The following is a 12,771-nucleotide window of genomic DNA, read 5'->3' as shown; positions in this document are numbered from 1 at the left end:
CCTGAATTCGTACGAAAGTCATCGCTGCCCCCGCGTGTTCTCCAGCAGACCGGACAGGCGCTGCAACCCCCGCGCGGTGCGCGTCTTGACCGTGCCGAGCGGAATGCCGAGCGAACTGGATATCTCGACCTGCGTGTACCCGCTGAAGTAGGCGAGCTCGATGACCTCGCGCTGCAGTTCGGGCAGCAGGTCCAACGCCCCGCGGACCTCGTCGGCCCAGACCAGGCGCTCGGCGACCTCGCGGCCGTCGTCGCCGGTGATCTCGCGCATCGAGTCCAGCGGGACCACGACGTCGCGCCGTTTGCGAAGATGGTCGATCGCGCGCTTTCGTGCGATGCCAAGCACCCAGCCACGCAAGGACTGCCCTGGGTCGTACCGTTCGTGGACCCGCCACACCTCGTAGAAGACCCGTTGCATGACGTCCTCGATGTCCGGCTGTGGGACATACCGGCTCAGATAGGACATCACCAACGGGCCGAGGGTCCGGTAGGCCTCTTCCAAGGCCTCCGGTTCGCCCCGATTGAGGCGTTCCCCGATGTCGGCGAGTGCGGACTCCACATCCTTGTGTTCGCGGTGGAACCGGTTCACGGTTCCACCCCGGCCTGAACCCGCCCCGAAACCTCGGCAAGGGTGATGCTGCCGGCCGTCGCCGCGATGACGACCTCGTCGCCGTCGAGCAACCAGGCGCGGGAGGTGCCGTCGGCCAGGGTGATCGGATCCGCGCCGTCGCGGGTGAGCTCCAACAGGCAGCCCGCGTCGCCCGGACCCGGCCCGCTGACCGTGCCGGACGCGAAGAGGTCCCCGGTCCGGACCGACGACCCGTTGGACGTCAGATGGGCCAGCATCTGCGCGTAGGTCCAGTACATGCCGGCGAACTGCGGACGGGCGACCACCGACCCGTTGATGCGCACCTCGAGGTCGAGCGCGAGGCCGTGGGGCGGATCGGACTCCTGAAGGTGGGCAACCGGTGCGGGGTCGGGCCGCGGAGGGGCTACGCGCACGCTGCCCAGAGCGGCAAGGGGCGTGATCCAGGTCGCGATCGACGTCGCGAAGGACTTGCCCAGGAAGGGTCCGAGCGGACGGGTCTCGAAGCGCTGGATGTCGCGGGCCGACCAGTCGTTGAGGAGGCACACCCCGAACAGGTGGTCGTCGGCCGCGGCGACGTCGACCCGGCTACCGGGGACGCCGACCACGAACGCGACCTCAACCTCGAAGTCCAGCCGCTGCGTCAGCCCGAACCGTCCTGGCCCGAGCAGGCCCGCGGGCCGGCCGACCGGAGCACCGGACGCGACGACCGATCCGGATCGGCCGTGATAGCCGACCGGCAGGTGCCGCCAGTTCTCGGGCAGCGGATCGGTTCCCGGACGCAGGATGCGCCCCGCCGTCGTCGCGTGCTGCTCGGATGCATAGAAGTCCACGTAATCGGCGACGGTGAACCCGAGGACCGGACGCAGGCCCGACAGTGGCAAGAGCGGTCGCCCGTCCGCCTCGATCATGTCGCCGGCGGCCCCGCGCACGTCGGCCCACGCCTGCGGCCCGGCCGCCAGGAAAGCGTCCAGGCGGCCGTCGGCGAACAGCGTCTCGTCCACGTGGCGCAGATCGAGCACGTTGTCGCCGAAACGCACGGCCGCGATCGGCTCGCCGCCCGGTCCGGCCACCGACCCGTACGGCAGGTTGTCGAGACCGAAGGTCATGTCGCCGGGCCGCGGCCCGACCACGACCACGCGTAGCGGCCGTCGTCGGCGGCCCGGCCGCCCTCGCCGAGGCGCAGCGGCCGGAACGTGTCGACCATGACGGCGAGCTCGTCGAAGTACTCGATCCCGATCGAGCGCTCGTACGCACCCGGCTGCGGGCCGTGCGAGTGACCACCAGGGTGCAGGGAGATCGAGCCCTGACCGATCCCCGAACCCTTGCGGGCCTCGTAGTCGCCGCCGCAGTAGAACATCACCTCGTCGGAGTCCACGTTCGAGTGGTAGTAGGGCACCGGAATCGACAGCGGATGGTAGTCGACCTTGCGCGGGACGAAGTTGCAGATGACGAAGTTGTTGCCCTCGAAGACCTGGTGGACCGGTGGGGGCTGGTGCACCTTACCGGTGATGGGCATGAAGTCCTCGACGTTGAACGTGTACGGGTAGAGGCAGCCGTCCCAACCCACGACGTCGAACGGGTGGTGCGGCACGACGTGGACGGAGCCGGCGAGCCCGGAGGGGCCGGAGCCCCGATGCTTGACGTACACCTCGACGTCGCTTTCGTCGGCGACCGGTGGGTCGGACGGCCCATGCAAGTCACGCTCGCAGTACGGCGCGTGCTCCAGCAGCTGCCCGAACTTCGACAGGTACCGGCGGACCGGCGTGATGTGCGAGTTCGCCTCGATGCAGTAGGCCCGGACGCCGTCCGGGCCGGGCAACCACCGGTGCGTCGTGGCGCGGGGGATTAGGACGTAGTCGCCCTCCACTGCGGGCAGCGTGCCGAAGACGGTCTCGACAGTGGCCGAGCCCGACTCGACATAGACGCACTCGTCACCGACCGCGTTGCGGTACAAGGGCGAGCGGCGGTTGGCAACCACGTAGGAGATGCGCACGTCCTCGTTGCCGAGCACGAGCCGCCGCCCGGTGACGACGTCGGTCCCGGCACCGTCGTCGAAGAGGCCGTGTAGTTGGAGGTGGCGGGGGAGCAGTGGCTCGTTCGGGACCGTCGCCTGGTCGGGCAGCTCCCACGGCCGGGCGTCGACGAGCGCCGACGGGATCTCACGGTGGTAGAGCAGCGACGAGTCCGACGAGAAGCCCTCTTCGCCCATCAGCTCCTCGAAGTACAGCCGGCCGTCCGGACCGCGGTGCTGGGTGTGCCGCTTGGGCGGCACGCTGCCCCGCTGCTGGTAGTACGCCATTCGGTTCTCGCTCCTCGACATCGTTGTCGTGATCGCATCCAGCGTGGCACGACTTACCCGGCAGCGGGCGTCCCGACGTCGATCGGGACACCCTGGCGGGCGAAGGTCACCGGCCGCCCGCCCGGTGTGTGCGCGAAGCGCCGGGCCAGCTCGTCGAGCTCGTCGTCGGTGCGCATCGGAGCATGGTGGGTCAGCGCTACAGCGCCGACCCGGCACTCGTCGGCGAAGCGGAGAACCTCTTCGATGATCGCGTGCCCGTAGGCGACGGCGAGGCCCTGCTCGTCGGCGAGGTACTGGCCGTTGTGCAGCAAGAGGTCGGCACCCGCGGCGAGCCGGGCCGCACTTCGCCGGTCCACCGCAGAAGTGCCGCGGTGCAGCGCGTGATCGGGCAGGTAGGCCAGCGTCGAGCCGTCCAGCGCGACGCGCACACCGAACGTGACACCGCCCTTGTGGACGACCTGAGCGACGGAAAGGGTCTCGTCGATCGGCCCCGCGAGCAGCGCCCGGAACCGCCAATCGCCCACCAGCCCCTCCGGCCCGATCGGGAAATTCGGGGGCGAGAACGACCGGGCCAGCAGCTGGACCGGATCGACGTCGGCCGACGGCACCGGCACCAGCAGCGACACCTCCGCGTCCGGCCGATCGATCGACCGGCAGAACGGGAGGCCCTGCATGTGGTCCCAGTGCAGGTGGCTTAGCAGGATCCGGCCGGTGAACGGCGCATCGCCGAGGAGGTCCGGAAGGGCGGCCAACCCGGTGCCCGCATCCAGCACGAGTTGCGTTGCGGTGACACCCCCCTGCATCACCGCAACGCAACTCGTGTGGCCGCCGTAGCGGACGAACGCGGCACCGGGTGCCGCCGTGGAACCCCGAACTCCCAGGGGGACGACCCTCACTGAGCGATCGGGTGGTCTGCCACCTCGCGCCGGTGCCCGCCCGCGAGTTCGGCGAGGACGGACCGGTCGACGATGCCGGCCGGCGCCTCGGCCGCCCGAACCGGCGTCAGCGCGGTGAGTGTCGCCGTGCGCGGTGAGGACTCGAGCACGGCCCGTTCGCCGACGACCGCCCCTGGGCCGATGTCGCCCAGCTTCACACCGTCGACGGTGACCTCGAGAATGCCGTCCAGCACAAGGAAGAGTGAATCACCCGGATCGCCCTGCCGGGCGAGGACCGCGCCGGTCTTGATGCTCTCGATCTTCGGCCGGTGGGCCCCGTGCATCAGCAAGGTCGACAGCTCGCGCTCCAGTGCGGTCTCCGCAGCGGCGGAGACGACCGGCGAGTCCTCGGCGCCCCACGGCGTGGCCGACCAGGACGGTTGGCCGAGCCAGTGCTTCCAGTCCGCGACGCCGGCCTTCAGCGCGAGGTTGCCTTCGGCGTCGTACACCCAGTGGCGCGGGAACGGGCTGGCGCCGACCAGCTCGCGCCGGGCAGTGCCGTCGGCATAGAGGGTGAGCCGCAGCGTCGTCCACACGAGCGGCGCGTGCAGGCGGACGTACGGCGGCTTGTTGATCGTGCGGGGCAACGGCACCGACGTCCGCCCGCCGACGGTCTGGATCCAGCTGATGAGACCGTCGCCGATCTCCGGTGCGTAGGTGAGCTCCGGCATGCCGACCGCCTGGAAGGTCGCATCCAGGGGGCCGACGCGAACCGTCGTGGCGCCGATCAGCAGGCCACCGCTCCGCCCGTGCGCCACCACGGTGTCGCCGTCGAACTCGGCCCAGGCGTTGAGGACGTTGCCGAAGCGGAACTGATCGGCGGCGAGCATGGTGGCCACGTCTTCGGGCTCGAGATGAGCCGGCGGCGGCGGGTCGTAGTGCGCCAATCCGGTGGCGAAGCCTGCCTTCATCGGGCCGCTCACCGCCTCGGACGGGATCCATGACAGGGAGGTCGCGCTGGATTCGACTCGCATGCCGCAGACGCTAAGCGCGAGACCGCGCCAGATCACGGGCGCCAACCTGAATCTTGTGGTGTAGCCACCACCCCGTGCCGCGTCGTCCTGACCACCTTGTCGTGGACGCCGGGCTACGGGGTAATGAGGCCGTGCAAGCCATCACCGTGCTGCTCGTCGACGACAACCTGATCGTCCGCGAGGGCGTCCGGGCGCTCCTCAAACGCGATCCGACGATCGACGTCGTCGGCGTGGCCGGCGACTACGACGAGCTCATCGCCCAGGCCATGGCCTTGACGCCTCAGGTCCTGGTCACCGACATCCGCATGCCACCGAAGTTCCAGAACGAGGGCATCGAGGGCGCCAAGGAGGTCCGCAAGCGTTTCCCGGGCACCGGCGTAGTGGTCCTGAGCCAGTACGACAGTCCTGAGTACGCGGTGGAGCTGTTGTCGAGCGGCGCCGCCGGCTACGCGTACCTGTTGAAGGACCGGGTGGCCGACGGCGACCGGCTGGCCCAGGCGATCCGTGAGGTGGCCACCGGCGGATCAATGCTCGACCCCGAGATCGTCAACTCCCTTGTGACGCCCGTCCGGGCCGAAGGTGCACTGACGAACGAGCAGGAGGACCTTCTGCGTCAGGTCGCCGAAGGCCGGCCCGTCAAGGCCATCGCCAGCGCGCTGCACGTCCCGCCGGAGAAGGTCAACGACCAGATCGAGGACCTCTTCCTGACCCTTGCCAAGGGAGCATCAGCCGGCCAGGTCGACGCGCTGCGCCGGTTGCGCATGCTGCACACCGCCATCCTCGATCGGGAGGAACAGGGCCAGACGCTGTCCCGGCTCCTGCCCGGCGGCCTCGCCGACAAGCTGCGCGCCGACAAGGGCGCGATCGACCGCACCGAACGGATGACGGTCACGGTGCTCATGTCGGACGTTCGCGGCTATTCCGGCATCGCCGAACATGCCGACCCCGCGGTGCTGGCCGGGCAACTCAACGCGCACCGAAGGCAGATGAATGCTGCAATCCTCCACGAGGGGGGAACAGTCATGCAGTACGTGGGGGACGCGGTGATGGCCGTTTTCGGCGCGCCCAATCCGCAGGCCGACCACGCGACGTGCGCGGTACGGGCGGCCATCGCGATGCACAGGTTGCAGCGGAAGCTGGACGACGAGTGGGCCGCACAGGGCCTCTCCGCGTTCGGACTGGGCATCGGGCTGTCCACCGGAGACGTGGCGGCAGCAATGCTCGGTAGTGCCGAGCGGCTCGAATACACGGTGGTGGGCGACACGGTGAACCTGTCGCAGCGCCTGCAGGACCTCGCCCGCCCGGCCGGCACCACTGTGGCGAGCGAAGCCACCGTGCAGCTGTGCTCGGCGGAGTGGCCCTGGGAGTCGCTCGGAGCGTGCGATGTCAAGGGCCGGGAAGCGCCCGTCATGGCCTACCGGCTGAGTCCGGGGCAAGAAGTCGATCAGGGGAGCGATTCATGAGTGCGGTGGAATTGATTGAGCCCGAACCGGGAGTGGTCGGTCAGCCGGCCGTTCGCCTGCGGGGGGCGCGGCGCACCTTCACCGCCGAGCTGGCGCCGGTACGGGCCTTGCGCGGCATCGACCTGGATGTTGCCGACGGAGAGTTCGTGGCCATCATGGGCCCGTCAGGCTGCGGCAAGTCGACGCTGCTCAACATCGTCGCCGGCCTGGACACGGTTGACGACGGGACGGTCGAGGTGGCCGGCCAGCGGATCGACGGCCGGGACGAGAACTGGCTGGCCAAATTCCGCCGGCACCACATCGGCATCGTCTTCCAGTTCTTCAACCTGCTGGACGGGGTGAGTGCGCTCGACAACATCGTGCTGCCCGGCGTGCTCGGCGGCATGCGGCGCAAAGCGGCCGAGTCGCGCGCCCGGGAGCTGCTCGACCTGCTCGGGCTGGGTGACCGGTCCCAGCAGGTTCCCGCGGTCCTGTCCGGCGGCCAGCGGCAGCGCCTGGCGATCGCCCGGGCCCTGGTCAACTCCCCGACGCTGTTGCTCGCCGACGAGCCGACCGGCGCCCTGGACAGCGACGGTGGCATCGAGGTGCTCGAACTCTTCCGCCGACTGCACGACACCGGACAGACCATCGTCATGGTCACTCACTCCCACGACGTTGCGGCCGGTGCCGACCGCCAGGTCGTGATGCGCGACGGCCAGGTCGAGTCGGACAGCGCCGGTACATGACGCCGATCGTCGCCACGTGGCTGCGGCTCGAGCTCCGCCGCCGCTGGCGCTCGCTCGTCGTGCTCGGGCTGCTCGTCGCGCTGTCGGCCGGCGTGGTCATCACGGCTCTCGCGGCGGCGCGTCGGGGGGCCAGCGCCCTCACCCGCCTGTCGGCTCGGACCGAACCGGCCACCATCGCCGTGCTCGCCAACCAGCCGGGGTTCGACTGGACCAAGGTCGAAGCCCTCCCGGAGGTTCGGGCCCTCAGCAAATTCGTCGTGGACTACACGGTGTCCTTCGACGGGATCGACGGTGCGAGCCTCGGCTTCCCGCCCGCGGACGGCGCCTTTCTGCGCACCATCGAGAAGCCGGTGCTGTTCGCCGGCCGCACCCCTGACCCCACGCGCGCCGACGAAGCCATCGTCACTCGCAGGTTCGTGAGCAAACACCACAAGGGCGTGGGCGACATTGTCACGCTCCATCTGCCGAGCGCGAAGCAGTTGGCCGATTCCTTCAACGACGGCCCGACGCCGAGGAAGCTGGTGGGCCCGACGATCAAGGTCCACATCGTGGGCGTGGGAGTCTCGCCGTGGCTCTCGGACTCCCCGGACGCCGAGGGCGGTCTGCAGATCTCGGCCGGGCTCGTCGCGAAGTATCCCCTCGAGACGGTCGGCGATCCGAACATCCCGGAGAACACGCAGTTCGTCAACGCCCTCGTCCGATTGCGCAGCCCGACCGACGTCCCGCGATTCAGTCATGACCTGGCCCGGGTGACCGGACGGTCCGACCTCGACATCTCGAACCTCTACGAGCAGGGCCGGACGATTCAACACAACATCGCTTTCGAGTCGCGGTGCCTGTTGGCGTTCGCCATTGCGGCGTTCGTGGCGGCACTGTTCCTCGTCGGTCAGGCGATCGCGCGGTACGCCGCTGCGAGCGCCACGGAGTTGCAGACCCTGCGCGCTCTGGGCATGACACCTCGCCAGGCGATGATCACGGCTGCCGCGGCGCCGACGCTCGTGGGCGTCATAGGCGTCGTGGTTGCCGGAGCGGCCGCCTGGATCGCGTCCTCGCACTTCCCCTACGGCGCGGCCGGCCTATTCGAACCGTCGCCGGGCCGCTCCTGGGATCCGCTCGTGACCGGGAGCGTCGGCGCACTCATCGCGGTTCTCGTGGCCGCGGGTGCCGCGGTCGCGGCCCTGATGGCGCTCGTCTCGGCTCGTCGTGGCACTGCGAGCCGGCAGTCCACCATCGCGAGATCCGCAGCCAAAGCCGGGATGCCGGTGCCGATCGTGGTGGGCGCGCGATTCGCGCTGGAAACCGGACGCGGCCGCACCGCGGTGCCCGTTCGACCGGCCTTGTTCGGTGCGGTGCTGGGCGTCATCGGGATCGTTGCCGCGTTCACGTTCTCCAGTGGCGTCAGCGACGCGGCGGCGCGGCCCGAGAGGTTCGGCCAGACCTTCCAGGCCGTCGCCTTTGCCGGTATCAACGGCAAGGACGGCGGTCCCGTCGCCGCGGTCACGTCGGTCATGCGGAACAGTGCGCTGACAACGGGGATCGATGACAGCAGAAGCGCCGTGGCCACCGGGTCGGGCGGGCGGGCGTCCGTCCCATTGTGGGAGTACCGCGCCGCAGCCAAGCCGCTGCCCGTTGTCGTGCTCGAAGGACGGATGCCGACGACGGCCGACCAGGTCATGCTGGCGCCCCAGACCATGTCCCTGCTACACGCGCATGTCGGGGGACTCGTGGAGCTGACGGGCAACAAGCCGGGCCACCGGACGCCCCAACGGATGCGGGTCACCGGAAGCGGACTCGTCCCGCTCGGCCCGCACAATGGCTACGCCGAAGGCGGCTGGGTCGCGACCGCGGGCTACGAGGCGCTTTTCAAGGGCTACAAGTTCCGGACGATCCTGATCAGGTTTCGGCCCGGTGCGGATGTGCACAAGGCGTCCGCCGCGCTCGTCGACGAAGTGATCAAGAAGATGCCGGAACTCAAGGATGCGGGCTTGGAGCTCGACCCCGGTGACGTCCCCACTGAACTCGCGCTCATCCGCGAGGTCCGGACGTTGCCGATCCTGCTCGGCGCATTCCTCGCACTGCTCGCGATCGGCGCGGTCGGACATGCCCTCGCCACAGCGGTGCGGCGGCGCTCGCACGACTTGGCCGTGCTGCGCGCCGTCGGCATGACCCAATGGCAGAGCCGCTGGGTCGTCGTCACGCAGGCCAGCCTGCTGGCCCTGATCGGACTGGTCTTCGGGGTGCCGGCCGGTCTGGCGCTCGGCCGGACCGTGTGGCGCGTGGTGGCGGATTACACCCCGCTCGAGTACGTCTCGCCGATCTCGCTGTGGGCGCTGCTGCTCGTCGCGCCGGCGGCGTTCGTGGTCGCCAACCTCCTGGCGGCGTGGCCGGGTCGGCGGGCAGCGCGGCTGCGCATTTCACACGTGCTGAGGGCGGAGTGACATGGCGGTTGCTCACGCGTGGCTGCGGTTGGACCTACGCCGCCCGCGGCGCTCCCTGGTGGTGCTCGCCGTCCTTATCGCGATCGCGGGCGCGACTGTGATGGCAGCCCTCGCCGGCGCCCGGCGCGGCTGTCGCACCGTCGCCGACTACACCCCGATCCAGTACAAATCGCCGACGGCGCTTCTCGTGACGCTGCTGATCGTTCCGCTGGCGTTGGTCGTCGCCAACGCGTTGGCCGCGTGGCCGGGGCGGCGCGCTGCGAAACTGCGCATCGCGCACGTCCTGAGGACGGAGTGACGATGACCGGCCTGTCGATCATGTCGATCGCGCTGGGTGGCGTGTGGGCTGTCGCCGCCATCGTCGTGCTGCAGAGATGGGCTCCCGCGACGCGGCTGCACCTGGCGCTCAGCTGCGCTGGCGCCGCGGTCACCCACGTGCTGGCCGCGATGTGGCCCGAGCTCGCTCCTTTGGTGCTCGGCGCCTGGTTCGTCTTCGCCCTGGCCGTGCCTGGTGGCGCCCTGGGAACCGCACCACGCCGTGTCTTTGCCGCCGTTGCGCTGGCGGCCACCGTCGGCTGGGCCGTGGTGCTCGAGGTGGTTGGCGACCACCCGCCGATGACGGGCTTCGTGATCGTCGCCGTGGCCGGCAGTGCCGGCGGAGCGGTGGCCTCGATCGCCCGCTACGCCAAGGGCGGCGTCGAAGAGAAACGCATCCTGCGCTGGTTGGCCGCCGGTTCGGTGCTGGCGGCGGCGTTCATCGTCGTGTGCCTGGCGCTCGACCTGATGACCGACAAACCCCATCCCTTGCCGGTCTGGGTGGCCGCCGGATTGCTGTTCGTCCCGATCGCGCTCGTCCTCAGCGCGATCGTGACCGGTACCCGGGCCTCAGCCGCCGTATTGCTGGAAGCGATCGCGGCGGCCGGGTTGGCGGCGCTTGTGGTCATCGTGTACCTCGTCGTCGTGGTGGGCATCAACGGGTCCCCGCATGGCCATGAGCGGGATGTTCTCATCGCCAGCCTCGCCGCGGCGCTCGTGGTCGCGGCGCTGGCCGTGCCCGTCCGCCGGCGCCTCATTGCGTTCGCCGACCGGCTGATCGGGGCAACCGATCCGTCGACCGACGAAGTCGTGAGCGGCTTCGGCGCTCGGATGAGCCGGGCCGTGCCGATGGACGAACTGATGCTGCAGCTGGTCGAATCCCTGCGCGCGTCCGTGGCCCCCGCCGGTGCCGAGATCTGGACGGGGGCCGGCGGTGCCCTGGCCCGCACGGTCAGTGTCCCCTCGCGCGGCGCCGAGCGCATCGAGCTCAGCGAGCAGGACCGCATCGTGGTGGGCCGGGCCCGGATCGGCGGGCCGAGCTGGACCGCGGTCTGGCTGCCGACCCTGGCGCAACCCGCAGGTGGCGACCTGCGCGTCGTTCCGGTGGCGCACCTGGGCGAACTCCTCGGGCTGATCGTCGTCCGGCGTCGTCCGGTCGACGAGCACTACACCGAGGACGACGAACGCGCGCTCGTCGAGGTCGCCCGGCAGCTCGGGCTGGCGCTGCACAACGTCCGGCTCGACTCCGCGTTGCAGGCGTCGCTGGCCGAGCTGGCCGAACGCAACGAGGAGCTGCAGGCCTCGCGCCTGCGCATCGTCACGGCGGCCGACTCGTCCCGTCGGGCGATCGAGCGGAACCTGCACGACGGTGCGCAGCAGCACCTGGTCGCGCTCGCGGTGAAGCTCGGCCTCGCGCGTTCGATCGCCGAGGACGGCGACACCGGGACCGTGCTCGGCCTTCTGGAGGACCTGCGCGCCGACGTGCAGACCACAATCGGGGAGCTGCGGGAGCTGGCTCACGGAATCTATCCACCGTTGCTGCGGGACCGCGGCCTCGGGGAGGCGCTGCGCACCGCGGCCACTCGCTCGCCGCTGCCGTGTTCGGTCGATGTCGATCTGCCCGGGCGGTATGCGGAGGAGATCGAGACAGCGGCGTACTTCTGCTGCCTGGAGGCGATGCAGAACGCCGGCAAGTACGCCGGCGACGGGGCAACCATCACCGTCCGCCTCCACGGCACGACCGACGTGCTGTGCTGTGAGCTGAGCGACGACGGGGCCGGGTTCGATGCCAGCACGACCAGCCTCGGCCACGGTTTCCTCAACATGAAGGACCGGTTGGGCGCGATCGGCGGGGAACTGACCGTCGAGTCGACGCCGGGAGGGGGCACCGTCGTACGGGCGTCGATCCCGGCCCAGCCACTCGAGACGGCCGCGCGCTGACGGGGCGGGCGGCGTCAGGACGCCGCGGCCACGTCGCGCAGCACGCGCGGCGTGAGGTCTTCCTTACGGACGTACGCGGCGGCTCCGCACGTCAACGCGTCGGCCGGCAGGTCGTCGGCCTGGTAGGTGGACAGCAGGATGACCCGGATCTCCGGAGCAGCTTCGACGATCCTGCGGGTGGCCTCGATGCCACTGATGCCCGGCAGGTTGATGTCCATCAGCACGATCGCCGGCGACGTCGCCTCGGCGGCGGCGACCGCGTCCTCACCGGAGGCCGCTTCGGCGACGACCTGCCAGCCCTTGATCACGGACACCACCGTGCGGGCCGCGTCGCGGAACGGTCGCTGGTCGTCGACGATCAGCACGTTGACGGTCGAGGCGGCGCTGCTCGGGCGGGTGTCGAGGGGACTGCTCACAGCGTCAAGTCTTGGTGAGGATTTCTAGATCGGCAAGGGTGCTAGCTACCCCGGCCCCGTTCGGACAGGTGCAGCAGTACCGCCGCCACCCGGCGATTCACGTCCGGGGTGACCGCAAGGCCCAGCTTGGCGAACAGGGCGTTGATGTGCTTCTCCACGGCGCGTTCGGACAGGAACAGAGCCGCGGCCACGGCGGCATTGCTCTTGCCCTGGGCCACCTCGTCGAGCACCTCCAGCTCACGAGGGGTGAGCGATGCGAGCGGCGACGACGGCCGGCCCGATGACGCCGACACGAGCATGTCGACGACGACCGGATCGATGACCGAACCACCAGCGGCGACGGTGCGGATCGCGGCGGCCAGCTGGTCGCGTTCGCTGATCCGCTCCTTCAGCAGGTAGGCGCGCCGGGCGCTGCCGCCGGCCAGGAGTTCGTTGGCGTAGGCCGGCTCGGCGTACTGCGAGAGCACGACCACCCCCATGTCGGGATGGGTCCGCCGCAGCTCGACCGCCATGCTGATGCCCTCATCGCCGAAGGTCGGGGGCATGCGGACGTCCGTCACGACGACGTCCGGTTTCTCCGCTTCGACAAGCGCACGCAGAGACGGCAGGTCGGGACAGTCACCGGCCACCTCGAGGTCGGGCTGCAGGCCGACGACCTGGCGGATGCCTTCTCGCAT

12 protein-coding genes are annotated in these 12,771 nt (G+C 70.1%); 5 read left to right on the top strand and 7 right to left on the bottom strand.

What is annotated here, in order from left to right; translation table 11 throughout:
- Window positions 1-18 precede the first annotated feature (18 nt).
- From ABR571_RS10205 to ABR571_RS10185, 5 genes are all read right to left on the bottom strand, one after another.
- A complete protein-coding gene (locus tag ABR571_RS10205; protein WP_409453089.1) occupies window positions 19-588 on the bottom strand; it encodes an RNA polymerase sigma factor in 570 nt (189 codons plus the stop codon).
- Window positions 585-1,694, bottom strand: coding sequence for a fumarylacetoacetate hydrolase family protein (locus ABR571_RS10200; protein WP_409453088.1), 1,110 nt, complete (start codon window positions 1,692-1,694; stop codon window positions 585-587). Before ABR571_RS10200 ends, ABR571_RS10205 begins: the two co-directional genes overlap by 4 nt.
- The gene (locus ABR571_RS10195; protein WP_409453087.1) at window positions 1,691-2,887 is read right to left on the bottom strand and encodes a homogentisate 1,2-dioxygenase; all 1,197 of its coding nucleotides are present in this window, start codon (window positions 2,885-2,887) and stop codon (window positions 1,691-1,693) included. Before ABR571_RS10195 ends, ABR571_RS10200 begins: the two co-directional genes overlap by 4 nt.
- Before the next feature lie 53 nt (window positions 2,888-2,940).
- Window positions 2,941-3,690 carry an MBL fold metallo-hydrolase gene (locus ABR571_RS10190; protein WP_409453086.1) on the bottom strand — a complete coding sequence of 250 codons (750 nt, stop codon included), beginning with the start codon at window positions 3,688-3,690 and terminating at the stop codon, window positions 2,941-2,943.
- 89 nt (window positions 3,691-3,779) lie between these two features.
- Window positions 3,780-4,796 carry a cyclic nucleotide-binding domain-containing protein gene (locus tag ABR571_RS10185; protein ID WP_409453085.1) on the bottom strand — a complete coding sequence of 339 codons (1,017 nt, stop codon included), beginning with the start codon at window positions 4,794-4,796 and terminating at the stop codon, window positions 3,780-3,782.
- Window positions 4,797-4,870: 74 nt separating this feature from the next.
- Here ABR571_RS10185 and ABR571_RS10180 point away from each other — a divergent pair, with 74 nt between their 5' ends.
- From ABR571_RS10180 to ABR571_RS10160, 5 genes are read left to right on the top strand one after another with little or no spacing between them, the layout of a single operon-like run.
- Window positions 4,871-6,259, top strand: a complete 1,389-nt coding sequence (locus ABR571_RS10180) for an adenylate/guanylate cyclase domain-containing protein (protein WP_409453084.1) — start codon at window positions 4,871-4,873, stop codon at window positions 6,257-6,259.
- A complete protein-coding gene (locus tag ABR571_RS10175; protein ID WP_409453083.1) occupies window positions 6,256-6,984 on the top strand; it encodes an ABC transporter ATP-binding protein in 729 nt (242 codons plus the stop codon). Before ABR571_RS10180 ends, ABR571_RS10175 begins: the two co-directional genes overlap by 4 nt.
- The gene (locus ABR571_RS10170; protein ID WP_409453082.1) at window positions 6,981-9,422 is read left to right on the top strand and encodes an ABC transporter permease; all 2,442 of its coding nucleotides are present in this window, start codon (window positions 6,981-6,983) and stop codon (window positions 9,420-9,422) included. The genes ABR571_RS10175 and ABR571_RS10170 overlap by 4 nt, the downstream gene beginning before the upstream one ends.
- A gap of 1 nt (window position 9,423) precedes the next feature.
- Window positions 9,424-9,720, top strand: coding sequence for a hypothetical protein (locus tag ABR571_RS10165; protein ID WP_409453081.1), 297 nt, complete (start codon window positions 9,424-9,426; stop codon window positions 9,718-9,720).
- 2 nt (window positions 9,721-9,722) lie between these two features.
- Window positions 9,723-11,678 (top strand): histidine kinase, encoded by a 1,956-nt coding sequence (locus tag ABR571_RS10160; protein WP_409453080.1) that lies wholly within the window; start codon window positions 9,723-9,725, stop codon window positions 11,676-11,678.
- A 14-nt stretch (window positions 11,679-11,692) separates the two neighbouring features.
- Here the strand turns inward: ABR571_RS10160 and ABR571_RS10155 are convergent, their stop codons facing one another.
- Both ABR571_RS10155 and ABR571_RS10150 read right to left on the bottom strand, forming a co-directional pair.
- The gene (locus tag ABR571_RS10155; protein ID WP_409453079.1) at window positions 11,693-12,094 is read right to left on the bottom strand and encodes a response regulator transcription factor; all 402 of its coding nucleotides are present in this window, start codon (window positions 12,092-12,094) and stop codon (window positions 11,693-11,695) included.
- A 41-nt stretch (window positions 12,095-12,135) separates the two neighbouring features.
- Window positions 12,136-12,771 (bottom strand): LuxR C-terminal-related transcriptional regulator (locus ABR571_RS10150; RefSeq protein WP_409453078.1); only part of this gene is annotated, 636 nt, incomplete at its 5' end.

Source organism: Jatrophihabitans sp., from assembly GCF_046262535.1.
GTDB lineage: Bacteria > Actinomycetota > Actinomycetes > Mycobacteriales > Jatrophihabitantaceae > Jatrophihabitans.
Note: the sequence above shows the minus strand (reverse complement) of the source record. Positions and strands in the feature narration are given on the sequence as shown.

Coding starts and splice junctions, on each gene's coding strand:
- ABR571_RS10165 (WP_409453081.1), top strand. CDS start 9,424: ATGGCGGTTGCTCACGCGTGGCTGCGGTTGGACCTACGCCGCCCGCGG.
- ABR571_RS10190 (WP_409453086.1), bottom strand. CDS start 3,690: ATGCAGGGGGGTGTCACCGCAACGCAACTCGTGCTGGATGCGGGCACC.
- ABR571_RS10160 (WP_409453080.1), top strand. CDS start 9,723: ATGACCGGCCTGTCGATCATGTCGATCGCGCTGGGTGGCGTGTGGGCT.
- ABR571_RS10175 (WP_409453083.1), top strand. CDS start 6,256: ATGAGTGCGGTGGAATTGATTGAGCCCGAACCGGGAGTGGTCGGTCAG.
- ABR571_RS10185 (WP_409453085.1), bottom strand. CDS start 4,796: ATGCGAGTCGAATCCAGCGCGACCTCCCTGTCATGGATCCCGTCCGAG.
- ABR571_RS10195 (WP_409453087.1), bottom strand. CDS start 2,887: ATGGCGTACTACCAGCAGCGGGGCAGCGTGCCGCCCAAGCGGCACACC.
- ABR571_RS10170 (WP_409453082.1), top strand. CDS start 6,981: ATGACGCCGATCGTCGCCACGTGGCTGCGGCTCGAGCTCCGCCGCCGC.
- ABR571_RS10200 (WP_409453088.1), bottom strand. CDS start 1,694: ATGACCTTCGGTCTCGACAACCTGCCGTACGGGTCGGTGGCCGGACCG.